General features: G+C 34.8%; 40 protein-coding genes. 38 read left to right on the top strand and 2 right to left on the bottom strand.

The window, feature by feature from the left end; genetic code table 11:
- Nucleotides 1-16: 16 nt before the first annotated feature.
- The 33 genes from rpsL (at nucleotide 17) to carA (ending at nucleotide 18778) form a co-directional block, all read left to right on the top strand.
- Nucleotides 17-400 carry a 30S ribosomal protein S12 gene (gene rpsL / locus IWX84_RS03880; RefSeq protein WP_007136570.1) on the top strand — a complete coding sequence of 128 codons (384 nt, stop codon included), beginning with the start codon at nucleotides 17-19 and terminating at the stop codon, nucleotides 398-400.
- Between the two features lie 73 nt (nucleotides 401-473).
- Nucleotides 474-950 carry a 30S ribosomal protein S7 gene (rpsG, locus tag IWX84_RS03875; protein WP_035668130.1) on the top strand — a complete coding sequence of 159 codons (477 nt, stop codon included), beginning with the start codon at nucleotides 474-476 and terminating at the stop codon, nucleotides 948-950.
- A gap of 10 nt (nucleotides 951-960) precedes the next feature.
- Complete coding sequence (gene fusA / locus IWX84_RS03870; RefSeq protein ID WP_196849434.1) at nucleotides 961-3117, top strand: elongation factor G; 2157 nt, start codon at nucleotides 961-963, stop codon at nucleotides 3115-3117.
- A gap of 11 nt (nucleotides 3118-3128) precedes the next feature.
- On the top strand, nucleotides 3129-3434 hold the full coding sequence (gene rpsJ / locus IWX84_RS03865; protein WP_011963470.1) for a 30S ribosomal protein S10: 306 nt from the start codon (nucleotides 3129-3131) through the stop codon (nucleotides 3432-3434).
- Nucleotides 3435-3588: 154 nt separating this feature from the next.
- Entirely contained in the window at nucleotides 3589-4206 is a 618-nt protein-coding gene (gene rplC / locus IWX84_RS03860; RefSeq protein ID WP_196849433.1) for a 50S ribosomal protein L3, read from the top strand.
- Nucleotides 4206-4835: a 50S ribosomal protein L4 gene (gene rplD / locus IWX84_RS03855; RefSeq protein ID WP_035668126.1), complete on the top strand. Its 630-nt coding sequence runs from the start codon at nucleotides 4206-4208 to the stop codon at nucleotides 4833-4835. The genes rplC and rplD overlap by 1 nt, the downstream gene beginning before the upstream one ends.
- A 6-nt stretch (nucleotides 4836-4841) precedes the next feature.
- On the top strand, nucleotides 4842-5132 hold the full coding sequence (rplW, locus tag IWX84_RS03850) for a 50S ribosomal protein L23 (protein WP_035668124.1): 291 nt from the start codon (nucleotides 4842-4844) through the stop codon (nucleotides 5130-5132).
- 6 nt (nucleotides 5133-5138) lie between these two features.
- The gene (gene rplB, locus IWX84_RS03845) at nucleotides 5139-5963 is read left to right on the top strand and encodes a 50S ribosomal protein L2 (RefSeq protein WP_196849432.1); all 825 of its coding nucleotides are present in this window, start codon (nucleotides 5139-5141) and stop codon (nucleotides 5961-5963) included.
- Between the two features lie 6 nt (nucleotides 5964-5969).
- Nucleotides 5970-6248 carry a 30S ribosomal protein S19 gene (rpsS, locus tag IWX84_RS03840; protein WP_196849431.1) on the top strand — a complete coding sequence of 93 codons (279 nt, stop codon included), beginning with the start codon at nucleotides 5970-5972 and terminating at the stop codon, nucleotides 6246-6248.
- Nucleotides 6249-6254: 6 nt separating this feature from the next.
- Nucleotides 6255-6665 (top strand): 50S ribosomal protein L22, encoded by a 411-nt coding sequence (gene rplV / locus IWX84_RS03835; RefSeq protein ID WP_007136561.1) that lies wholly within the window; start codon nucleotides 6255-6257, stop codon nucleotides 6663-6665.
- A gap of 6 nt (nucleotides 6666-6671) precedes the next feature.
- Nucleotides 6672-7433 (top strand): 30S ribosomal protein S3, encoded by a 762-nt coding sequence (gene rpsC, locus IWX84_RS03830; protein ID WP_073210367.1) that lies wholly within the window; start codon nucleotides 6672-6674, stop codon nucleotides 7431-7433.
- Between the two features lie 19 nt (nucleotides 7434-7452).
- Nucleotides 7453-7878 carry a 50S ribosomal protein L16 gene (gene rplP / locus IWX84_RS03825; RefSeq protein ID WP_007803637.1) on the top strand — a complete coding sequence of 142 codons (426 nt, stop codon included), beginning with the start codon at nucleotides 7453-7455 and terminating at the stop codon, nucleotides 7876-7878.
- A 13-nt stretch (nucleotides 7879-7891) separates the two neighbouring features.
- Nucleotides 7892-8083 carry a 50S ribosomal protein L29 gene (gene rpmC / locus IWX84_RS03820; RefSeq protein WP_196849430.1) on the top strand — a complete coding sequence of 64 codons (192 nt, stop codon included), beginning with the start codon at nucleotides 7892-7894 and terminating at the stop codon, nucleotides 8081-8083.
- A 17-nt stretch (nucleotides 8084-8100) separates the two neighbouring features.
- Entirely contained in the window at nucleotides 8101-8361 is a 261-nt protein-coding gene (rpsQ, locus tag IWX84_RS03815) for a 30S ribosomal protein S17 (RefSeq protein WP_066081027.1), read from the top strand.
- A gap of 2 nt (nucleotides 8362-8363) precedes the next feature.
- Complete coding sequence (gene rplN / locus IWX84_RS03810) at nucleotides 8364-8732, top strand: 50S ribosomal protein L14 (RefSeq protein WP_026717863.1); 369 nt, start codon at nucleotides 8364-8366, stop codon at nucleotides 8730-8732.
- An 11-nt stretch (nucleotides 8733-8743) separates the two neighbouring features.
- Complete coding sequence (gene rplX, locus IWX84_RS03805; RefSeq protein WP_188049962.1) at nucleotides 8744-9058, top strand: 50S ribosomal protein L24; 315 nt, start codon at nucleotides 8744-8746, stop codon at nucleotides 9056-9058.
- 2 nt (nucleotides 9059-9060) lie between these two features.
- On the top strand, nucleotides 9061-9612 hold the full coding sequence (rplE, locus tag IWX84_RS03800) for a 50S ribosomal protein L5 (RefSeq protein WP_104000021.1): 552 nt from the start codon (nucleotides 9061-9063) through the stop codon (nucleotides 9610-9612).
- Between the two features lie 3 nt (nucleotides 9613-9615).
- Nucleotides 9616-9885 carry a 30S ribosomal protein S14 gene (gene rpsN / locus IWX84_RS03795; RefSeq protein ID WP_007136553.1) on the top strand — a complete coding sequence of 90 codons (270 nt, stop codon included), beginning with the start codon at nucleotides 9616-9618 and terminating at the stop codon, nucleotides 9883-9885.
- A gap of 124 nt (nucleotides 9886-10009) precedes the next feature.
- Nucleotides 10010-10408 (top strand): 30S ribosomal protein S8, encoded by a 399-nt coding sequence (gene rpsH, locus IWX84_RS03790; RefSeq protein WP_099713442.1) that lies wholly within the window; start codon nucleotides 10010-10012, stop codon nucleotides 10406-10408.
- Between the two features lie 16 nt (nucleotides 10409-10424).
- On the top strand, nucleotides 10425-10967 hold the full coding sequence (gene rplF, locus IWX84_RS03785; protein ID WP_196849429.1) for a 50S ribosomal protein L6: 543 nt from the start codon (nucleotides 10425-10427) through the stop codon (nucleotides 10965-10967).
- A gap of 11 nt (nucleotides 10968-10978) precedes the next feature.
- Entirely contained in the window at nucleotides 10979-11329 is a 351-nt protein-coding gene (gene rplR, locus IWX84_RS03780) for a 50S ribosomal protein L18 (RefSeq protein WP_113636694.1), read from the top strand.
- A gap of 6 nt (nucleotides 11330-11335) precedes the next feature.
- A complete protein-coding gene (gene rpsE, locus IWX84_RS03775; protein ID WP_073210380.1) occupies nucleotides 11336-11863 on the top strand; it encodes a 30S ribosomal protein S5 in 528 nt (175 codons plus the stop codon).
- A 12-nt stretch (nucleotides 11864-11875) separates the two neighbouring features.
- On the top strand, nucleotides 11876-12058 hold the full coding sequence (gene rpmD, locus IWX84_RS03770) for a 50S ribosomal protein L30 (protein ID WP_035668100.1): 183 nt from the start codon (nucleotides 11876-11878) through the stop codon (nucleotides 12056-12058).
- Nucleotides 12059-12069: 11 nt separating this feature from the next.
- Complete coding sequence (rplO, locus tag IWX84_RS03765) at nucleotides 12070-12522, top strand: 50S ribosomal protein L15 (protein ID WP_066081007.1); 453 nt, start codon at nucleotides 12070-12072, stop codon at nucleotides 12520-12522.
- Nucleotides 12523-12535: 13 nt separating this feature from the next.
- Nucleotides 12536-13882: a preprotein translocase subunit SecY gene (gene secY / locus IWX84_RS03760; RefSeq protein WP_196849428.1), complete on the top strand. Its 1347-nt coding sequence runs from the start codon at nucleotides 12536-12538 to the stop codon at nucleotides 13880-13882.
- 3 nt (nucleotides 13883-13885) lie between these two features.
- The gene (infA, locus tag IWX84_RS03755; protein WP_007136545.1) at nucleotides 13886-14101 is read left to right on the top strand and encodes a translation initiation factor IF-1; all 216 of its coding nucleotides are present in this window, start codon (nucleotides 13886-13888) and stop codon (nucleotides 14099-14101) included.
- Nucleotides 14102-14113: 12 nt separating this feature from the next.
- Nucleotides 14114-14230 carry a type B 50S ribosomal protein L36 gene (gene ykgO / locus IWX84_RS03750; RefSeq protein WP_008992256.1) on the top strand — a complete coding sequence of 39 codons (117 nt, stop codon included), beginning with the start codon at nucleotides 14114-14116 and terminating at the stop codon, nucleotides 14228-14230.
- Nucleotides 14231-14232: 2 nt separating this feature from the next.
- Entirely contained in the window at nucleotides 14233-14607 is a 375-nt protein-coding gene (gene rpsM, locus IWX84_RS03745) for a 30S ribosomal protein S13 (RefSeq protein ID WP_073210387.1), read from the top strand.
- A gap of 8 nt (nucleotides 14608-14615) precedes the next feature.
- Nucleotides 14616-14999: a 30S ribosomal protein S11 gene (gene rpsK / locus IWX84_RS03740; RefSeq protein ID WP_024981527.1), complete on the top strand. Its 384-nt coding sequence runs from the start codon at nucleotides 14616-14618 to the stop codon at nucleotides 14997-14999.
- A gap of 91 nt (nucleotides 15000-15090) precedes the next feature.
- Nucleotides 15091-15696, top strand: coding sequence for a 30S ribosomal protein S4 (gene rpsD, locus IWX84_RS03735; RefSeq protein ID WP_196849427.1), 606 nt, complete (start codon nucleotides 15091-15093; stop codon nucleotides 15694-15696).
- 21 nt (nucleotides 15697-15717) lie between these two features.
- On the top strand, nucleotides 15718-16710 hold the full coding sequence (locus IWX84_RS03730; protein ID WP_196849426.1) for a DNA-directed RNA polymerase subunit alpha: 993 nt from the start codon (nucleotides 15718-15720) through the stop codon (nucleotides 16708-16710).
- Between the two features lie 63 nt (nucleotides 16711-16773).
- On the top strand, nucleotides 16774-17262 hold the full coding sequence (gene rplQ, locus IWX84_RS03725) for a 50S ribosomal protein L17 (RefSeq protein ID WP_196849425.1): 489 nt from the start codon (nucleotides 16774-16776) through the stop codon (nucleotides 17260-17262).
- A gap of 415 nt (nucleotides 17263-17677) precedes the next feature.
- Complete coding sequence (carA, locus tag IWX84_RS03720; RefSeq protein ID WP_196849424.1) at nucleotides 17678-18778, top strand: glutamine-hydrolyzing carbamoyl-phosphate synthase small subunit; 1101 nt, start codon at nucleotides 17678-17680, stop codon at nucleotides 18776-18778.
- Nucleotides 18779-18879: 101 nt separating this feature from the next.
- On the opposite strand, the gene IWX84_RS03715 is transcribed toward carA, so the two are convergent.
- Complete coding sequence (locus IWX84_RS03715; protein ID WP_196849423.1) at nucleotides 18880-20217, bottom strand: erythromycin esterase family protein; 1338 nt, start codon at nucleotides 20215-20217, stop codon at nucleotides 18880-18882.
- Nucleotides 20218-20618: 401 nt separating this feature from the next.
- Here IWX84_RS03715 and eno point away from each other — a divergent pair, with 401 nt between their 5' ends.
- The 4 genes from eno (at nucleotide 20619) to ctlX (ending at nucleotide 25339) form a co-directional block, all read left to right on the top strand.
- The gene (eno, locus tag IWX84_RS03710) at nucleotides 20619-21911 is read left to right on the top strand and encodes a phosphopyruvate hydratase (RefSeq protein ID WP_196849422.1); all 1293 of its coding nucleotides are present in this window, start codon (nucleotides 20619-20621) and stop codon (nucleotides 21909-21911) included.
- Between the two features lie 154 nt (nucleotides 21912-22065).
- Nucleotides 22066-23349 carry a citrate synthase gene (locus tag IWX84_RS03705; RefSeq protein ID WP_196849421.1) on the top strand — a complete coding sequence of 428 codons (1284 nt, stop codon included), beginning with the start codon at nucleotides 22066-22068 and terminating at the stop codon, nucleotides 23347-23349.
- 63 nt (nucleotides 23350-23412) lie between these two features.
- Entirely contained in the window at nucleotides 23413-24327 is a 915-nt protein-coding gene (locus tag IWX84_RS03700) for a dimethylarginine dimethylaminohydrolase family protein (protein WP_196849420.1), read from the top strand.
- A gap of 76 nt (nucleotides 24328-24403) precedes the next feature.
- Complete coding sequence (gene ctlX, locus IWX84_RS03695) at nucleotides 24404-25339, top strand: citrulline utilization hydrolase CtlX (protein ID WP_196849419.1); 936 nt, start codon at nucleotides 24404-24406, stop codon at nucleotides 25337-25339.
- Between the two features lie 50 nt (nucleotides 25340-25389).
- On the opposite strand, the gene IWX84_RS03690 is transcribed toward ctlX, so the two are convergent.
- A complete protein-coding gene (locus IWX84_RS03690; RefSeq protein WP_196849418.1) occupies nucleotides 25390-26016 on the bottom strand; it encodes a MarC family NAAT transporter in 627 nt (208 codons plus the stop codon).
- Between the two features lie 156 nt (nucleotides 26017-26172).
- Here IWX84_RS03690 and IWX84_RS03685 point away from each other — a divergent pair, with 156 nt between their 5' ends.
- Complete coding sequence (locus tag IWX84_RS03685; protein WP_196849505.1) at nucleotides 26173-26538, top strand: CoA-binding protein; 366 nt, start codon at nucleotides 26173-26175, stop codon at nucleotides 26536-26538.
- The last annotated feature ends 4 nt before the right edge of the window (nucleotides 26539-26542 follow it).

Here is a 26542-nt window from a genome sequence, read left to right as displayed (position 1 = left end):
ATTTTTAGTATTAATTATGCCAACAATTCAACAATTAGTAAGAACAGGAAGAACTCAGATAACTAAGAAGAGTAAATCGGTTGCTTTAGATTCTTGTCCTCAAAGAAGAGGGGTTTGTACGCGTGTTTACACTACAACACCAAAAAAACCAAACTCTGCAATGCGTAAAGTAGCGCGTGTACGTTTGACAAATGGTAATGAAGTAAATGCCTACATCCCTGGTGAAGGACACAATTTACAAGAGCACTCGATAGTATTAGTTAGGGGTGGAAGGGTAAAAGATTTACCAGGAGTTAGATATCACATCGTTCGTGGTGCACTTGATACGTCAGGAGTAGCAGGAAGAACGCAAAGAAGATCTAAGTATGGTGCTAAACGCCCAAAAGAAGCAAAAAAGTAATTTAAAAAGTTATTCTTGTGGAGACGTGATTCGTTGCGGGTAAATAAGTATGGCATTTTATTAAAAAAAAGACATGAGAAAAAGAGCGGCAAAGAAAAGACCACTTTTACCAGATCCAAGGTTTAATGACCAACTGGTAACACGTTTTGTGAACAACTTAATGTGGGATGGAAAAAAATCGACAGCGTTTAAAGTATTTTATGATGCAATTGACATCATTGAGTCTAAAAAGCAAGATGCGGAGAAACCATCATTAGAAATATGGAAAGATGCTTTAACTAACGTTATGCCTCACGTAGAAGTACGTAGTCGTAGAGTAGGTGGAGCTACGTTCCAAATTCCGATGCAAATTCGTCCAGACAGAAAGATTTCTATGGCAATGAAGTGGTTAATACTTTATTCTAGAAGAAGAAACGAAAAATCTATGGCTCAAAGGCTAGCGTCAGAATGTTTAGCTGCGGCTAAAGAAGAAGGTGCTGCTGTTAAGAAAAGAATGGATACTCACAAAATGGCAGAAGCTAATAAAGCATTCTCTCACTTTAGATTTTAATTCATAAGAAATGGCTAGAGATTTAAAATATACAAGAAACATTGGAATAGCTGCACACATTGATGCTGGTAAAACAACAACAACTGAGCGTATATTATTCTATACTGGAAAATCACACAAAATAGGTGAAGTACACGATGGTGCTGCAACTATGGACTGGATGGCACAAGAGCAAGAAAGAGGTATTACAATTACATCTGCTGCTACAACTTGTGAATGGAATTTTCCAACTGAACAAGGTAAAGTTTTACCAGAAACATTGCCTTATCACTTTAACATTATCGATACCCCGGGACACGTTGACTTTACAGTTGAAGTGAATCGTTCTTTACGTGTACTTGATGGTTTGGTTTTCTTATTTAGTGCTGTTGATGGTGTTGAGCCACAATCAGAAACTAACTGGAGATTGGCTGATCAATATAGAGTTCCGCGTATTGGATTTGTTAACAAAATGGACAGACAAGGGTCTAACTTTTTGATGGTATGTCAGCAAGTTAGAGACATGTTAAAATCTAATGCTGTTGCAATCACTTTGCCAATTGGTGAAGAAAATGATTTCAAAGGTGTTGTGGATTTAGTGAAAAATCAAGCTATTGTATGGCATGAAGAAGGACTTGGTGCTACATATGATATTGTGCCTATTCCTGAAGACATGATTGCAGAAGTGAAAGAATACAGATCGATTCTTATTGAAGCGGTAGCTGATTATGATGAGACTTTGTTAGAAAAGTTTATGGAAGATGAAGACTCTATTACTGAGGAAGAAATCAATATAGCTTTAAGAGCTGCTACTATGGATATGGCTATCATCCCTATGATTGCTGGATCTTCCTTTAAAAATAAAGGAGTTCAATTCATGTTAGATGCGGTTTGTAAATATTTGCCGTCTCCAATGGATAAAGAAGGTATTGAAGGGATTCATCCTGATGATGCTGATTTATTAGAAGAAGATCAAGTTAAAATATTGCGTAAGCCGGATGTTAAAGAGCCTTTTGCTGCTTTAGCATTTAAAATTGCTACTGACCCATTCGTAGGTCGTTTAGCTTTCTTCCGTGCTTATTCTGGGCGTTTAGATGCTGGTTCTTATGTTTTGAACACACGTTCAGGAAATAAAGAAAGAATCTCACGTATATATCAAATGCATGCGAACAAACAAAACCCAATCGATTATATCGAAGCAGGTGATATTGGAGCGGCTGTAGGATTTAAAGACATTAAAACTGGAGATACTTTGTGTGATGAAAAACACCCAATTATTCTTGAGTCAATGAAATTCCCTGCACCGGTAATTGGTATTGCAATTGAGCCTAAAACTAAAGCTGACGTTGATAAAATGGGTATGGCTTTGGCTAAATTAGCTGAAGAAGATCCAACATTTACTGTTAGAACAGATGAAGCTTCGGGTCAAACGATTATATCAGGTATGGGTGAGCTTCACTTAGATATCTTGGTAGATCGTATGAAACGTGAATTTAAAGTTGAAGTAAACCAAGGTGAGCCTCAAGTTGAATACAAAGAAGCTTTCACAAGAAGTGCAGTTCATAGAGAAACATACAAAAAACAATCAGGTGGTCGTGGTAAATTCGGTGATATCGTATTTAAATTAGAACCAGCAGATGAAGTTGAAGGAAAAGTTCCAAAAGGATTACAATTTGTTAACGCTGTAAAAGGTGGTAACGTTCCTAAAGAATATATTCCTTCTGTAGAAAAAGGTTTCAGAGAAGCTATGAAAACCGGTCCATTGGCAGGTTACCAAGTAGACAGTTTGAAAGTAACTTTAACAGACGGATCTTTTCACCCTGTCGATTCTGATGCGCTATCTTTTGAGTTAGCAGCGAGAATGGGGTATAGAGAAGTTGCTAAAGCTGCCGGAGCTGTTATTCTTGAGCCAATCATGAAAATGGAAGTTATTACACCAGAAGAAAACATGGGAGATATCGTAGGTGATATCAACCGTCGTAGAGGTCAGGTGAATGACATGGGTGACAGAGCAGGTGCTAAAACCATTAAAGCTGATGTGCCATTATCTGAAATGTTTGGATACGTTACAACGTTAAGAACACTTTCATCAGGTAGAGCAACATCTACAATGGAATTTTCACATTACGCTGAAACTCCTGCTAATATTTCAGAAGCAGTAATCAAAAAAGCAAAAGGAAACGCTTAATCTTTAAGAAAATGAGTCAAAAAATCAGAATAAAACTAAAATCTTACGATCACATGTTGGTAGACAAGTCTGCTGAAAAGATTGTAAAAACGGTTAAGAGTACCGGTGCAGTAGTAACAGGACCAATTCCATTACCAACTCATAAAAAACTTTTCACTGTACTACGTTCTCCACACGTTAACAAAAAAGCGAGAGAGCAATTTGAAGTAATGTCATACAAGAGATTAATTGACATTTACTCATCATCATCTAAAACTATTGATGCCTTGATGAAACTTGAATTGCCTAGCGGAGTTGAAGTAGAGATCAAAGTTTAAGTAGCTTACTAGTAAGAAAAGGGCACTTTATTTAAGCGAAAATTATTTTTTAAGATTAATGGAATAAATGTTATACATTTGCACCTCTTAAAAAATAGGATTCGCTTAAATGTTGTGTTCTATATTTATATTTAATAATTAATAATTAATAATTATGTCTGGGTTAATTGGTAGAAAAATCGGCATGACTAGCATTTTCGACGAGAACGGGAAGAATATTCCTTGTACAGTAATCGAAGCTGGACCATGCGTTGTTACCCAAGTCAGAACCAAAGGTGTTGACGGGTACGAAGCGTTGCAACTTGGTTTCGATGACAAAAACGAGAAACATTCCACAAAAGCGGCTTTAGGTCACTTTAAAAAAGCGGGAACTGTAGCTAAGAAAAAAGTCGTTGAATTCCGAGATTTCGCAACTGAACAAAATTTAGGAGATCTTATAGATGTTTCTATTTTTGAAGAAGGAGAATTTGTAGATGTACAAGGTGTATCTAAAGGTAAAGGTTTTCAAGGGGTTGTAAAACGTCACGGTTTTGGTGGTGTTGGTCAAGCAACTCACGGTCAACACAACCGTTTAAGAGCGCCAGGTTCTGTAGGAGCTTCTTCTTATCCATCTAGAGTATTCAAAGGAATGCGTATGGCTGGAAGAATGGGAGGAGACAATGTAAAAGTTCAAAACCTTAGAGTTTTAAAAGTAGTGGCTGAAAAGAACCTACTTGTTATTAAAGGATGTGTTCCTGGATGTAACAACTCTTATGTAATCATTCAGAAGTAATGGAAGCAAAAGTATTAGATTTCAACGGAAAAGATACTGGAAGAAAAGTTCAACTTTCTGATTCAGTATTCGGTATAGAACCAAACAATCACGCAGTATACCTTGATGTTAAGCAATATCTTGCTAATCAAAGACAAGGAACGCACAAAGCAAAAGAAAGAGCTGAAGTTGCGGGAAGTACGCGTAAGATTAAAAAACAAAAAGGAACTGGTACTGCTCGTGCGGGTAGTGCAAAGAATCCATTGTTTAAAGGTGGTGGAACAGTTTTCGGACCAAGACCAAGAAGTTATTCATTCAAATTGAATAAAAGCTTGAAACGTTTGGCTAGAAAATCTGCTTTCTCAATTAAAGCAAAAGAATCAAACATAATTGTACTTGAAGACTTTAATTTTGAAACGCCAAACACTAAAAATTTCATTAATGTTTTGAAAGCTTTAGAGTTAGAAAATAAAAAATCTCTATTTGTGTTGGGTGATACCAATAAAAATGTATATTTGTCCTCACGCAATTTAAAGGGTTCTAGTGTGGTAAGTAGCTTAGAATTAAGCACTTACGCTATCTTAAACGCTAATAATTTAGTGCTTTTAGAGAGTTCTTTAGAGATAATTGAAGAAAATTTAAGTAAATAATAGGATATGAGCATCATAATTAAGCCTATAGTAACGGAAAAAGTAACCAAAGAAAGTGAAGTTTTAAACCGCTTCGGATTCGTTGTTGACAAAAAAGCAAATAAAGTACAAATTAAGAAAGCTGTTGAAGCTGCTTATGGAGTAACGATTTTGAGTGTTAACACGATGAACGTAAGACCGGATAGAACTACAAAATACACTAAAAGTGGTTTAATCAGTGGAAAGACGAATGCAATTAAGAAAGCAATTGTTCAAGTACAAGAAGGAGAAACAATTGATTTTTACAACAATATCTAAGATAAAATGTCAGTAAGAAAATTAAAACCTATTACCCCAGGTCAGCGATTTAGAGTTGTGAATGGTTATGACGCCATTACAACTGATAAGCCGGAACGCTCTTTGATAGCGCCGATAAAAAACTCTGGTGGTAGAAATAGTCAAGGAAAGATGACCATGCGTTATACGGGTGGTGGTCACAAGCAGAGATATCGTATTATTGATTTCAAACGTACAAAAGAAGGAATTCCAGCTACAGTGAAATCGATCGAATATGATCCAAATCGTACTGCGTTTATCGCTTTATTAGCTTATGCTGATGGTGAGAAAACTTATGTTATTGCTCAAAACGGATTGAAAGTAGGTCAGAAATTAGTTTCTGGTCCTGATTCTCAACCTGAAATTGGAAATACATTACCTTTAAGTAGAGTTCCACTTGGAACTGTAATTTCTTGTATCGAATTGAGACCAGGACAAGGGGCTGTAATCGCTCGTTCTGCTGGAACATTTGCTCAATTGATGGCAAGAGATGGAAAATATGCAACAATTAAAATGCCTTCTGGGGAAACAAGATTAATCTTGTTGACTTGTTCGGCTACAATTGGAGCGGTTTCTAATTCAGACCACCAATTAGTTGTATCTGGTAAAGCAGGTAGAACAAGATGGTTAGGAAGAAGACCTAGAACAAGACCTGTTGCAATGAACCCTGTCGATCACCCAATGGGTGGTGGTGAAGGACGTTCTTCTGGTGGACATCCACGTTCAAGAAATGGAATACCAGCTAAAGGTTATAGAACTCGTTCTAAGAAAAACCCGAGTAACAAGTATATCGTAGAACGTAGAAAGAAATAATAAGATATGGCACGTTCATTAAAAAAAGGACCTTTCGTTCATTATAAGTTAGACAAGAAAGTTCAAGAAAACATTGAAAAAGGTGGTAAGGGAGTTATCAAGACATGGTCTAGAGCTTCCATGATTACTCCAGACTTTGTTGGGCAAACTATCGCAGTTCATAACGGTCGTCAATTTGTACCAGTTTACGTAACAGAAAACATGGTAGGTCACAAATTAGGAGAATTTTCACCAACTAGATCTTTTAGAGGTCATGCTGGAGCAAAAAATAAAGGTAAAAAATAAGAAGCAATGGGAGTTCGTAAAAGAGAAACAGCAGATGCGAGAAAAGAGGCTAATAAGTCTATAGCTTTCGCAAAATTGAATAACTGCCCTACTTCACCTAGAAAAATGCGCTTAGTAGCGGACTTGGTAAGAGGTCAGAAGGTAGAGAGAGCACTTAACATCTTAAGATTCAGTTCTAAAGAGGCTTCAAGAAAATTAGAAAAATTGGTTTTATCTGTAATTGCCAACTGGCAAGCAAAAAACCCTGACGCTAATATGGAAGAAGCTGGGTTATTTGTTAAAACGATTACGGTTGATGGTGGAATGATGTTGAAAAGACTTCGTCCAGCTCCACAGGGTCGTGCACACAGAATTAGAAAGCGTTCTAATCACGTAACAATCGTGTTAGGATCTATTAATAACACACAAGCAATTTAATACAAGATGGGACAAAAGACAAATCCAATTGGAAATAGACTTGGTATCATCAGAGGATGGGACTCAAACTGGTATGGTGGAAATGATTATGGTGATAAACTTGCCGAAGATCACAAAATCAGAAAGTATATCCATGCTCGTTTATCAAAAGCTAGTGTATCAAAAGTAATCATCGAGAGAACTTTGAAACTTGTAACCGTTACTATCACTACTGCTAGACCTGGTATCATTATCGGAAAAGGTGGCCAAGAGGTAGACAAGTTAAAAGAAGAACTTAAGAAAATTACTGACAAAGAGGTTCAAATCAACATCTTTGAAATCAAAAGACCTGAACTTGACGCGTATCTAGTTGCTACAAGCATCTGTCGTCAAATCGAAAGCAGAATTTCTTACAGACGTGCAATCAAAATGGCTATTGCTGCCTCTATGCGTATGAACGCAGAAGGTATCAAAGTTTTGATTTCTGGTCGTTTGAATGGTGCGGAGATGGCTCGTTCAGAAGGTTTCAAAGAAGGAAGAGTTCCTCTATCAACTTTCAGAGCTGACATTGATTATGCACTTGCTGAAGCACATACTACTTATGGTAGAATGGGTATCAAAGTGTGGATCATGAAAGGTGAAGTTTATGGAAAGAGAGATCTTTCTCCGCTTGCTGGAATGGACAAAAAACAATCTGGTACTGGTGGAGGTAAAGGTGGCGATTCTCCAAGAGGAGATAGAAAGCCTTTTAACAAAGGTGGAAAACCAGACGCTCGTAAAAGAAAGTAAATTTTTAAACTAAAGAAAAATGTTACAGCCTAAAAGAACAAAATACCGAAAGGTACAAAAAGGTAAAATGAAAGGAAACTCTCAAAGAGGGCATGAACTTTCTAATGGAATGTTTGGTATTAAATCTGTACATGAAGATGGAATGTTCTTAACCTCTCGTCAAATCGAAGCTGCGCGTATTGCTGCAACTCGTTTTATGAAAAGAGAAGGACAATTATGGATCAAAATATTTCCAGACAAACCAATTACTAAGAAACCTCTTGAGGTACGTATGGGTAAAGGTAAAGGAGCCGTTGAATATTGGGCTGCTGTTGTTAAACCCGGAAGAATTATGTTTGAAGTTGGAGGAGTACCTTTGTCAGTTGCAAAAGAGGCGTTACGTCTTGCAGCTCAAAAGCTTCCAGTAAAAACGAAGTTCGTTGTTGCTAGAGATTTCGAAGCATAATCTATATTATATTATGAAACAATCAGAAATAAAAGATCTTTCTGCAGCAGAGTTGCAAGAAAAGCTTAGCCAGACTAAGAAAACATATGCTGATCTAAAAATGGCTCACGCTATTTCGCCAATTGAAAACCCACTTCAAATTAGAAGTGTGAGAAGAGCGGTTGCTAGATTAGCTACAGAACTTACTAAAAGAGAGTTACAATAACTGTAGTCTGCTGAAAGATGGAAGAAAAAAGAAATTTAAGAAAAGAAAGAGTTGGTGTTGTTACTTCTGACAAAATGGATAAATCTATTGTTGTTGCTGAAGTGCGTAAAGTAAAACACCCATTATACGGTAAGTTCGTGTTGAAAACTAAAAAGTATCACGCACACGACGAAATGAACGACTGTAACATTGGAGATACGGTAAGGATTAGCGAAACGCGTCCTTTAAGTAAAACTAAATGTTGGAGGTTAGTTGAAATCTTAGAAAGAGCTAAATAATTATGGTACAACAAGAATCAAGACTAAAAGTAGCAGATAACACAGGAGCTAAAGAAGTTTTAACTATCCGTGTTTTAGGAGGTACCAAAAGAAGGTATGCCTCTGTTGGTGACAAGATTGTAGTTTCTATCAAAGATACAGCCCCTAACGGAAGCGTTAAAAAAGGAGCTGTTTCAACTGCAGTTGTTGTACGTACCAAAAAAGAAGTGAGAAGAGCCGATGGTTCTTATATCCGTTTCGATGACAATGCATGTGTTCTTTTGAATGCTGCAGGAGAAATGAGAGGAACTCGTGTTTTTGGTCCAGTAGCAAGAGAACTTCGTGAAAAACAATTCATGAAAATTGTATCATTAGCACCAGAAGTGCTTTAATTCGTTTTAAGATGATAAAGCTAAAAATAAAATCAGGTGACATCGTAAGAGTAATTGCTGGAGACCATAAAGGTGCTGAAGGTAAAGTATTACGTGTGTACAAAGAGAAAAACAAAGCGATTGTTGAAGGTGTAAACATGGTTTCAAAACATACGAAACCTAGTGCAAAAAGCCCTCAAGGTGGTATCGTAAAGAAAGAAGCTTCTATACAAATATCTAACATCTCTTTAATTGATCCTAAAACAAAGGAGACAACTAGAGTTGGTATTAGAGTAGAAGGAGATAAGAAAGTAAGATTTTCAAAAAAATCTAATCAAGTACTATAGTAATGGCGTATATACCTAGACTAAAAGAAGAATATAAGAGCAGAGTAATCGCTGCTCTTAAAGAGGAATTCGGATACGTAAACGTAATGCAAGTTCCAAAATTGGACAAAATCGTTTTAAGTAAAGGAGTTGGTGCAGCTGTATCTGATAAAAAATTAATCGACTATGCAGTTGATGAGTTAACAAAGATCACTGGACAGAAAGCAATATCTACTATTTCAAAGAAAGACGTTGCGTCTTTCAAATTGAGAAAAGGGATGCCTATTGGAGCAAAAGTTACTTTACGTGGAGAAAGAATGTATGAGTTTTTAGATAGACTTATCACTTCAGCTTTGCCACGTGTAAGAGATTTCAGTGGTATTAAAGCTACTGGTTTTGACGGAAGAGGAAATTATAACCTTGGTGTTTTGGAGCAAATCATTTTCCCAGAAATTGATATTGACAAAGTAAACAAAATATCAGGAATGGATATCTCTTTTGTAACTACTGCGAAAACAGATAAAGAAGCAAAGTCTCTATTGACAGAATTAGGATTACCTTTTAAAAAGAATTAAGACATGGCTAAAGAATCAATGAAAGCCCGCGAGGTTAAGAGAGAAAAAACAGTAGCTAAGTATGCTGAGAAAAGAAAAGCTTTGTTAGAAGCTGGAGATTTCGTAGGTTTGCAAAAGTTACCAAAAAATGCTTCGCCAGTTCGTTTGCACAATCGTTGCAAATTAACAGGTAGACCAAGAGGGTATATGCGTCAATTCGGTCTTTCACGTGTTACATTTCGTGAAATGGCAAATAACGGATTGATACCTGGTGTTAAAAAAGCATCTTGGTAAGACGTAATTTATTACGTACTGATACAGACTTAACATAGTTATGTCTGTATCATTAATATTTATAAATTGGTTTAAGGTTCAATAAGATAGTCTTAAAGAAAACCAAAACCGTAAATTAATACAAATGTATACAGATCCTATTGCCGATTATTTGACAAGAGTTCGTAACGCTGTGGCCGCAAACCATAAAGTTGTTGAAATTCCTGCATCTAATCTAAAAAAAGAAATAACAAAGATCTTATTTGATCAAGGTTATATCTTAAGTTACAAATTTGAAGACAACGCTGTTCAGGGTTCAATCAAAATTGCTTTGAAGTATGATAAAGATACTAAAGAGTCAGTAATTAAAGATATCCAAAGAATTAGTAAACCAGGTTTACGTAAGTATTCAGGTTCTTCTTCCATTCCAAGAATCCTTAATGGATTAGGGATTGCTATTGTTTCTACATCTAAAGGTTTGATGACAGGAAAACAAGCTAAGCAATTAAATGTAGGTGGTGAAGTAATTTGTTACGTATACTAATTAAAAGACTTATAAGATGTCAAGAATAGGTAAAAATCCAATTGTAGTCCCTGCTGGAGTAACTGTAGAAGTTAAAGACGGTATTATTACAGTAAAAGGAAAAAATGGTCAACTTACACAGGAGTTTTCGGACGTAACTGTAACAGTTGAAGACGGTATTGTTCAAGTAGACAGATCGTCTGATCACAAAGACCAAAGAGCAAAACATGGTTTGTACAGATCTTTAATCAATAACATGATTATCGGTGTGACGGATGGTTTTACTAAGTCATTAGAATTGGTAGGAGTTGGTTATAGAGCTTCGAATCAAGGACAAAAATTAGATTTAGCGCTTGGTTATTCTCACAATATAGTTTTACAAATTGCTCCAGAAGTAACTTTAGAAACTATATCTGAAAAAGGTAAGAACCCTATCGTTAAATTAACATCATTTGACAAACAACTTTTAGGTCAGGTAGCTGCGAAAATCAGAGGTTTCCGTAAGCCTGAGCCGTACAAAGGAAAAGGTGTTAAATTTGTGGGTGAAGTATTAAGAAGAAAAGCAGGTAAATCAGCTTAAAAAATAAGATTATGTCATTAACAAAACCTGAAAGAAGACAACGAATTAGATTCAGAATTAGAAAAACAATTAGTGGTACTGCTACTAATCCAAGACTTTCTGTATTTAGAAGTAACAAAGAAATTTACGCGCAACTTATTGATGACGTAAACGGAGTTACTATATTGGCGGCTTCTTCAAGAGAAAAAGAAATAGGTAACGGTACGAACATTGAAGTTGCTACAGCGGTTGGAAAACTAGTTGCTGAAAAAGCTTTGAAAGCTGGGATAGACGTGGTAACTTTCGATAGAGGAGGTTATTTATATCACGGTCGTATTAAATCATTAGCGGAAGGCGCAAGAGCGGCTGGACTTAAATTCTAATATAGTATGTCTAATAGTAAATACAAGAATGTAGAGTTAGTAAAACCAAGTGGTCTTGAATTAAAAGATCGTTTGGTAAGTGTAAATCGTGTTACTAAGGTTACAAAGGGTGGTAGAGCTTTTGGTTTTTCTGCTATTGTAGTTGTAGGTGATGAAAATGGAGTGGTTGGACATGGATTAGGAAAATCTAAAGACGTTTCTGAAGCAATTGCGAAAGCAGTAGAAGATGCTAAGAAAAATTTAGTTAAAATTCCTTTGAATGGAAAATCAGTTCCTCACGAACAAAAAGGTAAATTTGGTGGTGCACGTGTATTTTTAATTCCTGCCTCTCATGGTACAGGAGTTATTGCTGGTGGAGCTGTTCGTTCAGTTCTTGAATCAGTAGGTATTCATGATGTATTATCTAAATCTCAAGGATCTTCAAATCCTCACAACGTAGTTAAAGCAACTTTTGATGCTTTATTACAAATGAGAAGCGCTTATACTGTTGCAAAACAAAGAGGTGTTTCTTTAGAAAAAGTTTTTAAAGGTTAATTCAAGGAAATTATGGCTAAATTATTAGTAAAACAAGTAAGAAGCAAAATCAATTGTCCTCTTACTCAAAAAAGAGGTTTGGAAGCTTTAGGTCTACGTAAAATGGGACAAGTTGTAGAGCATGATTCAAATCCTACAATCCTTGGGATGATAAATAAAGTTAAACACTTAGTTTCTGTTGAAGAAACTAAATAACAAATACTGTTATGAATTTAAGTAATTTACAACCTGCTGAAGGTTCTACTCACAATCAAAATAAAAGATTAGGTAGAGGTGAAGGTTCTGGAAAAGGTGGTACCTCTGCAAGAGGTCACAAAGGAGCTAAATCTCGTTCTGGTTATTCTAAAAAGATTGGTTTTGAAGGTGGTCAAATGCCACTTCAAAGACGTGTACCTAAGTTTGGTTTTACAAACATCAATCGTAAAGATTACGAAGGTGTTAATCTTGATACACTGCAACTTTTAGTTGACAATGGTGTTATTAAAGATACTGTTGATATGACAGTATATGTTGCTAATCGTTTGGCTACCAAAAATGAAATCGTTAAGATTTTAGGTAGAGGTGAATTGACTGCAAAATTAAAAGTAACCGCTCACAAATTTACTGCTACTGCAAAAGCTGCTATTGAAGCTGCTGGTGGAGAAGCTGTAACGATGTAATTTTTCAATTAATATGAAGAAAATTATAGAATCAATAAGTAATGTTTGGAAAATCGAGGAACTAAAAAATAGAATCCTAATCACCTTAGGACTTCTTTTAGTTTATCGTTTTGGAGCACACGTTACACTTCCTGGAATTGATGCAACTCAATTAAACAGTTTAGCTGGTCAAACCAAAAATGGTATCGGATCTATTTTAGATATGTTTACCGGAGGTGCTTTTTCTAAAGCTTCAGTTTTTGCTTTAGGAATAATGCCATATATTTCTGCGTCTATTGTTGTTCAGTTAATGGGAATTGCGATTCCATATTTACAAAAGCTTCAAAGTGATGGAGAAAGTGGCAGAAAAAAGATTAATCAAATAACCCGTTGGTTAACGATAGGTATTACTTTAGTTCAAGGTCCAACTTACATTTATAATTTGTACCAAACCTTACCAAGTAGTGCTTTTTTGTTAGGATTTAATTCATTTGAATTCTTATTTTCATCAGTAGTAATCTTAGTAACAGGGACAATATTTGCCATGTGGTTGGGAGAAAAAATTACTGATAAAGGTATCGGAAACGGAATATCATTGTTGATTATGGTTGGTATTCTAGCTAGGTTTCCACAAGCTTTTATGCAAGAATTTACAACTAGAGTAACTAATAATAACGGTGGACCAATGCTATTGGTTATTGAAATTATTATTTGGCTTTTAGTTATTATTGCTTGTGTATTACTAGTAATGGCAGTTAGAAGAATACCTGTTCAGTATGCTCGTCGTACAACATCGGGAGATTACGAACAAGATTTAATGGGTGGAAATAGACAATGGATTCCATTGAAGCTTAACGCTTCTGGTGTTATGCCTATTATATTTGCTCAGGCAATTATGTTTATTCCTGCTGCTGTGGCAGGTTTATCAAAATCAGATGCATCACAATCAATTGTTGGCGCTTTTAGTAATATGTTTGGATTATGGTATAATGTAGTTTTTGCAACTTTAATAGTTGTATTTACCTTCTTTTATACTGCAATTACAGTTCCTACTAACAAAATGTCTGATGATTTAAAGAGAAGTGGTGGTTTTATTCCTGGGGTTAGACCTGGAGTTGAAACTTCTGATTATCTTGACAAGGTGATGTCTTTGATAACTTTTCCAGGTTCTTTATTTCTTGCTTTGATAGCTGTGTTCCCAGCAATTGTTGTAAGTCTTATGGATGTTCAACAATCTTGGGCAATGTTTTTTGGAGGTACTTCATTAATAATTATGGTTGGTGTTGCCATAGATACAATTCAACAAATCAATTCATACTTGTTAAACAAACATTATGACGGTTTAATGAAAAGTGGTAAAAATAGAAAGGCAGTAGCTTAACTTATGGCAAAACAATCAGCAATAGAACAAGACGGATCAATCATTGAAGCATTGTCAAATGCAATGTTCCGTGTAGAGTTAGAAAATGGACATATTGTAATCGCCCATATATCTGGAAAAATGCGTATGCATTACATCAAATTATTACCTGGTGATAAAGTGAAACTAGAAATGAGCCCTTACGATTTGTCAAAAGCAAGAATTACTTATAGATATTAAAGGATATTCACAATGAAAGTTAGAGCATCAGTAAAAAAGAGAAGTCCCGAGTGCAAAATTGTGCGTAGAAAAGGGAGATTGTACGTTATAAACAAAAAGAATCCTAGATTTAAACAAAGACAAGGATAGTTATGGCAAGAATAGCAGGGGTAGATATCCCGAAAAATAAGAGAGGTGTTATAGCACTTACCTATATCTTCGGATTAGGAAATAGTAGAGCTATTGAGATTTTAGAAAAAGCTCAAGTTAGCCAAGATAAAAAAGTCCAAGATTGGAATGATGATGAGATCGGAGCAATTCGTGAAGCTGTATCAGCATTTAAAATTGAAGGAGAATTACGTTCTGAAGTTTCTTTAAACATCAAACGTTTAATGGATATTGGTTGTTACAGAGGTATCCGTCATAGAACTGGTCTTCCTTTAAGAGGACAAAGAACTAAAAACAACTCTAGAACAAGAAAAGGTAAAAGAAAAACTGTTGCCAACAAGAAAAAAGCAACTAAATAATAAGTAATATGGCTAAAGCAACTGCAAAAAAACGTAAAGTTATCGTTGAATCAACGGGAGAGGCTCATATTTCTGCTACCTTCAATAACATCATCATTTCTTTGACAAACAAAAAAGGTGAAGTTATTTCTTGGTCTTCAGCTGGTAAAATGGGTTTTAGAGGTTCTAAAAAGAATACTCCATACGCAGCCCAAATGGCAGCAGAAGATTGTAGTAAAGTAGCTCTTGAGGCAGGACTTAAAAAAGTAAAAGTTTATGTAAAAGGACCAGGAAACGGACGTGAGTCTGCTATCCGTTCTTTGCATAATGGTGGTATTGAAGTTACAGAGATTATCGATGTTACTCCAATGCCTCATAATGGATGTCGTCCTCCTAAAAGACGTAGAGTTTAATACTCAAATTAATTATAGTATAACATAGGTAGAACGTTGATTATCGAAGGATAAGACCTGAATTCATAATCTCTACCTTAAACAAATTAAAATGGCAAGATATACTGGTCCAAGTACAAGAATCGCTCGTAAATTTGGCGAAGCAATTTTCGGAGACGATAAAGCTTTCGAAAAAAGAAATTACCCACCCGGACAACACGGGATGGCAAAAAAAAGAGGAAAAAAATCTGAATATGCTGTCCAGTTAATGGAAAAGCAAAAAGCTAAATATTCTTATGGAATATTAGAAAAACAATTCAGAAATTTATTCGAAAAAGCATCAGCTACTAAAGGTGTTACTGGTGAAGTTTTATTACAATTGTGTGAAGCAAGATTAGACAATGTGGTTTTTAGAATGGGTATTGCTCCTTCTAGAAGAGGTGCTCGTCAAATCGTTTCTCACAGACACGTTACCGTAAATGGTGAGGTTGTTAATATTCCTTCTTACCACCTTAAACCTGGTGATAAAGTTGGTGTTCGTGAAAAATCTAAATCTTTAGAAGCTATCGAACGTTCTTTATCTAATTCAAGTCATGTTTATGAATGGATTACTTGGAATAACGACGTTAAAGAAGGTACTTTCGTTTCTGTACCTGCGAGACTTCAAATCCCAGAAAACATTAAAGAACAATTAATCGTAGAGTTGTACAACAAATAATAATTGACTTAGTCGAAATTTATGGCAATATTTAATTTTCAGAAGCCCGATAAAGTTATCATGATCGATTCAACCGATTTTGAAGGTAAATTTGAGTTTAGACCTTTAGAACCTGGTTACGGATTGACTGTTGGTAATGCACTTAGAAGAGTTTTGCTTTCAGCATTAGAAGGTTATGCAATTACATCTGTTCGCATTGAAGGTGTAGATCATGAATTTTCTACTATTCCTGGAGTTGTTGAAGACGTTACCGAAATTATCCTTAATCTTAAACAAGTGCGTTTCAAACGTCAAATTGAAGATGTCGATAATGAATCAGTTACTATATCTGTTTCTGGTAAAGATCAATTAACAGCTGGTGATTTTCAAAAATTCATTTCAGGTTTCCAAGTTTTGAATCCAGAACTAGTTATCTGTAATTTAGATAGTAAAATCAAACTGAATTTCGATTTAACTATCGAAAAAGGTAGAGGATATGTTCCTGCTGAGGAGAACAAAAAACAGAATGCTGCAATTGGTACTATTTTTACGGATTCTATTTTTACTCCGGTAAAAAACGTAAAATACGCAATTGAAAACTTCCGTGTAGAGCAAAAAACAGATTATGAAAAATTAGTTTTTGAAATAAAAACTGATGGTTCTATCAATCCAAAAGATGCACTTACTGAAGCTGCTAAAGTTTTAATTCACCATTTCATGTTGTTCTCTGACGAAAGAATTACACTCGAGGCTGACGAAATTGCACAAACAGAATCATATGATGAAGAGTCATTACATATGAGACAATTGCTTAAAACTAAGCTTGTTGATATGGATCTTTCTGTAAGAGCATTAAATTGTTTGAAAGCGGCTGAAGTTGATACACTTGGTGATTTAGTATCGTTCAATAAAAATGATCTAATGAAATTCCGTAATTTTGGTAAAAAATCTTTAACAGAGCTTGATGAACTTGTTGCAGTTAAAAATTTGAACTTCGGTATGGATTTAGCAAAATACAAACTAGATAAAGAATAAATTACTTCATATTTTGATCTCCAAAATGGATAGCATCAAGATGAAAGTATAAAAAAACACGTCATGAGACACGGAAAAAAATTCAATCACTTAAGCAGACAGACTGCACATAGAAAATCTATGTTGGCTAATATGGCTTGTTCTCTTATTGAGCACAAACGTATTAACACTACAGTTGCTAAAGCGAAAGCGCTTAAACAATTCGTTGAGCCTTTAATAACAAAATCAAAACAAGATACGACTCACAATCGTCGTATCGTTTTTGCTTACTTACGTAGCAAATATGCCGTAACTGACTTGTTCAGAGACGTAGCAGCTAAAGTAGGTGACCGTCCAGGTGGATACACTCGTATCATTAAAGTTGGAAATCGTTTAGGAGATAATGCTGATATGGCAATGATCGAACTAGTAGATTTCAATGAACTTTACAATGGTGGTAAAAAAGAAGTTAAAAAAGCAAAAAGCCGTCGTGGTGGAAAAGCAAAGAAAGCAGATGAAGCTACTGAAGCTCCAGCTGCCGAAACTGAAACTACAACTGACGCTGCTGAGTAATTATGAAAATAATCATTCAATAAAAATCAAGGATAAGCTATTAATAGTTTATCCTTTTTTTTTGACTTTTTTTTTAAATTTTAGGAGCACAACAATATATTTTTAAAAGAACGATTCACCTGCTTTTCGCTATATCTTTTTTGTAATTCTTCCTTTGTTAGAATTTCAAAAAAGGATGCCGCTTCAATCAGGGCTACTTAGAATGGATATGTTTCATAAGAAACTTTTCAAAAAGAAATGATCGAGTACATTAATCTTTTTTTTTAATCCGAGCGTGAATCTGTTTAATAAATATAAATTTTAAAAACATTGCATCCATTGTTTTAATAAATTAAATTTGCACAATATTTAACTACACATGAGACGAGTTTTTCGAGTTTCATGAGACTATTAAAAAATTAATAGAAAACAACGAATGAAATATACAACACGACAAAGCGCCATTCTTCTATTAAGTGACGGCACGATATTCCATGGGAAATCTATTGGTATTAGCGGAACCACTTTTGGCGAAGTTTGTTTTAACACAGGAATGACAGGTTACCAAGAAATATTTACAGATCCATCTTATTTTGGTCAAATAATGGTAGCTACCAATGCACATATTGGAAATTATGGAGTAAATGATAAGGAAATTGAGTCTGAGAGTATTAAAATTTCAGGTTTAGTTTGTAAAAATTTTAGTTTTAACTATTCACGCGAAGATGCTTCGGGGAGTTTAGAAGACTATTTTATAAAACAAAACCTTATTTGTATATCAGATGTTGATACACGCGCACTTGTAAGCTATATTCGTGACAACGGCGCGATGAATGCAGTTATTTGTACGGATGGAACTTCAATTGAGGAATTGAAAATAGCTTTAGCCAAAGTTCCAGATATGAATGGCTTAGAATTAGCTTCAAAAGTATCTACAAAGGAGCCATATTTCTTTGGGGATGAGAATGCAACCTATAAGATATCTGCTCTTGATTTAGGAATTAAAATGAATATCCTTCGTAATCTTGCCAAAAGAGATTGTTATATCAAAGTTTTTCCTTTCGATTCAACTTATGAAGACATGGCATCATTTAATCCTGATGGCTATTTCTTATCTAACGGACCTGGAGATCCAGAACCTTTGGCAAGTGCCATTCAAGTAGCTACAGCAATTATTGAAAATAACAAACCTCTATTTGGAATTTGCTTAGGACATCAAGTAATTGGTTTGGCAAACGGAGTTTCGACTTATAAAATGTTTAATGGTCATAGAGGAATAAACCATCCTGTGAAAAATATAATTACAGGAAAAGGGGAGATTACTTCTCAAAATCATGGTTTTGCCGTAAGCAAAGAAGAGTTGGACAATCATCCTGATTTAGAAATCACACATCTTCATCTTAATGATGGAACCGTTGCTGGTATGCGTATGAAAAACAAAAATTGTTTCTCTGTGCAATATCATCCGGAAGCAAGTCCTGGACCTCATGACTCTTCTTATTTATTTGATCAATTCATTGAGAATATAAAAGGGTAGTAGTGTAGTGAGGATTTTTTATTAAATACAGAATAGTGAAATATTTAGGGATTGGCTTTTATTAAAAAGTCAATCCCTTTTTTTATATAGCTAATATCAGCTTACATACCGAATGGATATGTTTCTGGAATTTGATTTCCATCGGGCTGGATATTTATTGGGTGCAATGCGCTAGTTTCATCAAGAAATATAAAAGCATCGTATCGCTTTGGCAAAATTGTAGGAACATAATTTCCAAATCTTTCATGTTCTGGATTATAAACAACTCCTATTGCTCGATGTCCTATATAGGAAGAAACACATTTTTCCTCATGTATTTTATTCATTATTAGTAATCTGTTTTGTCCTTTGCTTGCAAGATGGAAGGAATGCTCCCAACTGCCTTCCAGGGCTTCTGGAACTTTTATTTTTCGCATGGAATCTCCCCATTCTCTGCCTGCAATTACACTTCCTTTATAGGATCCAAACCCGACCGCTATTACTCCTTCAGTTGAATATTGTTCTCTCAATAATTGCCCAACATTTACCATGCCGTCAGCTGCCATATCCGTAGCACGAGCATCACCAATATGTGTGTTGTGTTCCCAAACTATTATTTTAGCTTCCTTTCCATGGAATTTCATAAGCCGTTCAATGGTGGAAACCATATGCTCGTCCCGAATATTCCAAGAAGCTGAGCCTCTTTTTATCATGGCTCGATAGTATTTTTCAGCGTTTCTGGCAATGAATGCGTTTTGCTCCGTGCTCAAAACGTTTTCTGCATCATGATTATAATTGGGAACATTTTTTATTATTTCAGTAAGCAGATGAAGTATTTCCTTTTCACATAATTCTGGAACAAATGAGGAGGCTCTAGCATAAGATTGTCCTTCATCTTTGTTGTAAGGTTCGAAACATTCCATTGCTGCTTTTGCGATTGCGAGTGCTTTTGGATCATTTTTTTCTAAATATTGAACGATTGAATTCATGGATTCTCTAAAACTGTATACATCTAATCCGTAAAACCCGATTCTTTTATCAGCCGGAAGATCTACGTTATAGGCTTTGAGCCAATCTATGAATGCTGCTATTTCCCAATTTGCCCACATCCATGTTGGCCATCTTTTAAATTCATTAAGCACATTGTAAATATCTGTTCCTGAATTTGTATATCCTTTTGCAAAACGATTTAATCGATAACAGTCGGGCCAATCGCCTTCTACTCCTACGAAAGAAAATCCCTTTTCCTGAATGAGGCGTTGTGTTATTTTTGCTCTCCAAGTGTAATATTCATGTGTTCCATGAGAAGCCTCACCTAGCAGAACATATTTTGCATCTCCAATAAGATCAATCAATGGGTCTAAATCGCTCAAATTTTCTAATGATGTCGAATTTATTTTTAATAACTCTTCAATTTCAACAGAATTGTTATGACTGTTTGGTTTTTTAGTTGTTTTCATGGCGAGTTCCTTTTCTAATTTTATCTAATTTGATCTAAATTAAAAACTTTAGATAATATCCAATAGAGTATGATTTTACGATCGTAAAAATGAATAACAAAAATAATATAAATTATTGATAATGAGGTATTAAAGTTTTAAATATAGTACTTTTGTAAAATAAAAAGAGATGCAATTAGTTCATTATTTTGCGGTTGCTCTATTGTTTTATTTTTGTGTATTTAATGACTTTGAAATAAGAAAAAAATATAAAATTGTGTACGATTTTTTTTAAACAAAATATAAACTTTATGTTTTTTAAAAAAAATTACAACGTTTTCGTTAATAAGATTCATTATTTTCATTAAATGAATAGAAAAGATAGAATATATTTGTGTTTTAAAATTTTAAAATAAAATAGTATGAGTATAATTATCAAAATTCACGCAAGACAAATTTTCGATTCTAGAGGAAATCCTACTATAGAAGTAGATGTAATTACAGATAATGGTGTTTTAGGAAGAGCGGCAGTGCCATCTGGTGCTTCTACTGGAGAGCATGAAGCTGTTGAATTACGTGATGGAGGAAAAGCATTTCTTGGAAAAGGAGTTATGAATGCTGTGAAAAATGTTAATAGCATAATCTCAGAAGAACTTTTGGGAGTTTCTGTTTTCGAACAAAATGTTATTGATCAAATGATGATTGATTTAGATGGTACGCCAAATAAATCCAACTTAGGAGCAAATGCAATTTTGGGAGTTTCTTTAGCTGTTGCAAAAGCGGCTGCTAATGAATTAGGATTGCCTTTATACAGATATATAGGAGGAGTTTCAGCTAATACATTGCCAGTACCAATGATGAATATCATCAACGGTGGATCTCATTCTGATGCGCCGATCGCATTTCAGGAATTTATGATTATTCCAGTAAAAGCAACTACTTTTACTCAAGCGATGCAGATGGGGACAGAAATTTTTCATAGTCTTAAAAAAGTATTACATGACAGAGGACTTTCAACTGCCGTTGGGGATGAAGGTGGTTTTGCACCAAATCTTGCCGGTGGAACTGAAGATGCATTGGATACCATAAAAAAAGCGGTAGAATCTGCTGGATATAAATTTGGAGATGAAATTATGGTTGCCTTAGACTGTGCTGCTTCAGAATTTTATGTTAACGGAAAATACGATTATACTAAATTTGAAGGAGAAACTGGTAAAATAAGATCTTCGGAAGAACAAGCTGATTATTTAGCTGAATTAGCAGCAAAATATCCAATTATTTCTATCGAGGACGGAATGTACGAAGATGACTGGGATGGTTGGAAATACCTAACGGAAAAAATTGGAGATAAAGTACAATTAGTGGGGGATGATTTATTTGTAACAAATGTGAAACGTTTGTCTACAGGGATTGAAAAAGGAATTGCTAATTCAATATTAGTGAAAGTAAACCAAATAGGAACTTTAACAGAAACCATCGCAGCTGTAAATATGGCTAAAAATGCGGGTTATACTTCAGTAATGTCACACCGTTCTGGAGAAACTGAAGATAATACAATTGCAGATTTAGCAGTAGCTTTAAATTGTGGTCAAATTAAAACCGGTTCCGCTTCTCGTTCTGATCGTATGGCAAAATACAATCAATTATTAAGAATTGAAGAGGAACTTGGGAACACAGCTTATTTCCCAGGTAAAGACGCCTTTAAAATTAAATAATTTTCCCATATATTTTTTTCAAAAACCGTTCATTAATAATGAACGGTTTTTTTATTTTATTTAACATATTCATTGTGAAATTCTCTTTTTAATTAGTCTTAAATTCCCTAGATTTGGTAAATTATTATTTTTAAAAGTTTATTTCAATTATATTATGTCGAAAACAGCAATATTAGAGATTGATAGTAAGAAATTTGAACTGCCTATAATCACAGGAAGTGAAAATGAAGTTGCTATTGATATTAGTAAATTACGTGATTTGTCAGGAATAATTACTCTTGATCCAGGTTACAAAAATTCAGGTTCATGTACTAGCGAAATCACTTTCCTAGATGGTGAACTTGGAATTCTTCGTTACAGAGGATATTCAATTGAGGATTTAGCCGGAAAAGGACATTTTCTTGAAGTGTCTTATTTGGTTATTTTTGGTGAGTTGCCTACAGCGGCCCAATTGGAAGATTTTGAAACCCATATAAGAAAATACACTTTAGTCAATGAGGAAATGAAAAACATCATTGATGGATTTCCAAAAACTGCGCACCCAATGGGTGTCTTGGCTGCATTGACAAGCGCTTTGACAGCTTTTAATCCGAAGTCAGTAAATGTTGAGAATGAAAAAGAAATGTATGAAGCTGTTTGTAAAACCATGGGTAAATTCTTGGTTATTGCAACTTGGACATATAGAAAAAGCATGGGTTATCCTTTAAATTATTACGATAATACTAAAGGTTATGTAGAGAATTTCATGCGATTAATGTTTGAATTGCCTACGGAACCTTATACGCCAAATCCAGTAGTTGTAGATGCATTAGATAAATTGTTTATTCTTCACGCTGATCATGAACAAAACTGTTCTACATCAACGGTTAGAATGGTGGGTTCTTCTCACGCAGGTTTATTTGCTTCAATCTCAGCAGGAGTTTCTGCACTTTGGGGACCTTTACATGGAGGAGCTAACCAGGCAGTTCTTGAAATGCTGGAAGAAATTCACAGAACAGGTGGCGACGCTGATAAATATTTGGAGAAATCCAAAGATAAAAATGATCCATTCCGTTTAATGGGATTTGGTCACAGAGTATATAAAAATTTCGACCCAAGAGCCAAAATCATTAAAAAAGCGGCTGATGAAGTTTTAGCAACTTTGGGTGTTGATGATCCAATTCTTGCTATTGCCAAAAAATTAGAAGAATCTGCACTAGTTGATGAGTATTTTGTTTCAAGAAAATTATATCCAAACGTAGATTTTTATTCTGGAATTATATACAGAGCTTTAGGAATTCCTACTGATATGTTTACCGTAATGTTTGCGATCGGTCGTTTACCTGGCTGGATTGCACAGTGGAAAGAAATGCGTGAAAACAAAGAACCTATAGGAAGACCTAGACAGATTTACACAGGTCATCCTTTGAGAGATTTCAAAACATCTGATAAAAGATAAATTCAATTTAAAAAGCTTCACTAATTTGTGAAGCTTTTTTTATATTTGTCAAAATGAAAAAAAATGCTTGAGTTAAATATAAAGAATGAAACTTCAAGACTGCGGGCTGTAGTTTTGGGTTCTGCAACACATAACGGCCCTACACCTAAAGCAGATGAAGCCTATGATCCAAAATCATTAGAGCATATATTGGCAGGAACTTATCCGGTTGAGGAAGATATGGTCAATGAAATGGAAGCATTCAGTACGGTTTTGAAGAAATATAATGTTACCGTTTTTCGTCCTGAAATGATTGAAAATTACAATCAAATATTTACAAGGGATATTGGATTCGTCATTGATGATGTTTTTATTAAATCGAATATTCTACCAGAAAGAGAACGCGAATTAGATGCGATTCAATATGTGATTGACCAAATGGATCCCAAAAAAGTCGTGCGTCCTCCAGAAGAAGTCCATATTGAAGGTGGTGATGTGATTCTGTGGAATGATTATATATTTATTGGCACATATAAAGGAAGCGATTACAAAGATTATATTACAGCACGAACAAATGTTCAAGGAGTACAATACATTAAAAATTTATTTCCAAATAAAATTGTCAAAGAATTCGATTTGGTTAAATCAAAAATAGAAGCTAGAGACAATGCCTTGCATCTTGATTGTTGTTTTCAACCTGTTGGGAAGGCCAAAGGAATTATTTACAAAAGTGGATTTCGTGAAGAAGCTGATTATTTATTTCTTGTCAATCTTTTTGGAAAAGAAAACTTATTTCACATTACTCGAGATGAAATGTATGATATGAATTCGAATGTTTTTTCTATTGATACTGATGTTGTGGTTTCCGAAAAGAACTTTACTCGATTAAACAATTGGTTGCGATCTAATGGATTTACCGTTGAAGAAATTCCATATGCCGAAATTGCCAAACAAGAAGGATTATTACGATGTTCTACTTTACCTTTAAGTAGAGATTAAATATTTGTTTAATAGTTTAAAGTTTAATGTTGGGAAACATTAAACTTTAAATTATTAAACTTTAAACTAAAAATATATGAAACAAACTACAAATTCCATATTGATGATTCGCCCTGTTGCGTTTCGAATGAACGAACAAACGGCAGTAAATAATTATTATCAAAAAGTACTAGACGGACTTATGCCGGCAACTGTCAATGCAAAGGCACAACAAGAATTTGACACTTTTGTTGAAAAACTTAGCGCTGTTGGTGTTGATGTAACGGTTGTTGATGATACTTTAAATCCTGATACGCCGGACAGCATTTTTCCAAACAATTGGATTTCTTTTCACGAGAATGGTGATGTGGCATTATATCCAATGTTTGCCGAAAATCGTCGCGAGGAAAGACGTGAGGAGATTTTGGATATGCTGGAAGACAAAGGTTTTGTAATTAATAATATTGTCGATTATACTTCAGCTGAGGAAGATGGTTTTTTCTTGGAAGGAACAGGAAGTTTACTTTTGGATAGAGCCAATAGTAAAGCTTACTGCGCTTTGTCACCTCGAGCAGATGAAGAATTATTCATAGAATTTTGTGAAGATTTTGATTATGCACCAGTAATTTTTGAAGCGTTTCAAACTGTTAACAGAGAACGAAAACTAATTTATCATACTAATGTTATGATGTGTTTGGGAGAAACTTTTGCGGTGATTTGTTCGGATTGCATTGATGAGAAAAAAGAACGCAAAATGGTTTTGGATAATCTAAAAGAGAATGGGAAAGAGATTATTCTAATTACCGAAACTCAAGTGAATAATTTCGCTGGGAATATGCTTGAAGTTCGCGGCGCAAATGATAAAAGATATTTGGTTATGAGCACATCGGCACATCAAAGTTTGACGCCAAAACAAATTACACAATTAGAAAAACATGCTGAAATCTTGAGTTCAAGTTTAGATACAATTGAAGCTTGTGGTGGAGGAAGTGCCAGATGTATGATGGCAGAAATATTCTTGCCTAAAAAATAATTTACACCTCTGACAGGGTTTTGTGCCTTGTCAGAGTTAAATAAATACTACTAAAAATTCCCTTTGATAATATTGATAACGGCACTCACTATATATTGAATCCCAATTGCAATTACAATAAAACCAACAATTCTGGATATAGCCACAATCCCTGACGCACCAAGTATTTTGGCCAAATAATGAGCACTTCTAAGAATTACAAAGATGGCAATCGCAATCGCTAGAATTGCCAATGAGGAAAATATAACATCACTCGTAGAATGATGTTCCTGATAAAATGCAATTAATAAAGAAATAGATCCGGGACCTGCAAGCATAGGAATGGCAAGCGGAGTCAATGCGATATCATTTCTTTTTTGAGCATCGGTTTCTATTTTTTTATTGATACCTCGTTTCTTATTGAATTTTCCAGAAAGCAATGAAAATCCTGAGCTCACGATGATAATTCCACCCGCTATTCGCAGCGCATCAATACTGATTCCAAAAAAAGTCAGTACATATTGACCTATGAAAAAAGAGATAATGAGAATGGCAAACACATTTATCGCTGTCCATAAAGAAATCCTGGAGCGTTCTTTTAACGAATCATCTTGTGTAAGTCCCACAAAAATAGGAACTGTCCCGATGGGATTTAAAACAGAAAAAAGCGCAGCAAAAAGGTAAATAAACAGATCCATATTGTTGTTGTTAAGATTGCAAAAATAGTCTTTTTTTAAAAGTTGACTCTCTTTTAATGTTAGCTTATTGTTTTCATTGCTTTTGCAACAAAAGCGGATAATTTCTAAATCCTGAACCTTTTTGTTTACTTTTGCAAAATACAATTATAGAAAATGATAAAAAATAAAAAAACGCTGGTACTTGGTGCTTCTACAAAACCCGCCAGATATGCTTTTATGGCGATTGAAAAATTGGTTGAAAAAGGCCATTCCGTTCTCGCTATAGGTCAAAATGCTGGAGAAGTGGCAGGAATTAAAATCCAAACCAAAGCCATTCCGTTAAAAAATATCGATACCGTTACTTTATATTTAAACCCTTCACGTCAACGTGATTACTACAATTATTTAGTAGAGGCAAAACCTAAACGTGTTATTTTCAATCCTGGGACAGAGAATCCAGAGTTTTATCAGTTGCTAAAATTAAATGACATAAAAGTCGAGATAGCTTGTACGCTTGTTATGTTGGCTACAAATCAGTATTAGTTTT

It is taken from the genome of Flavobacterium sp. CG_9.10 (genome assembly GCF_015752245.1).
Lineage (GTDB): Bacteria > Bacteroidota > Bacteroidia > Flavobacteriales > Flavobacteriaceae > Flavobacterium.
This window is presented reverse-complemented; position numbering and strand designations above follow the sequence as displayed.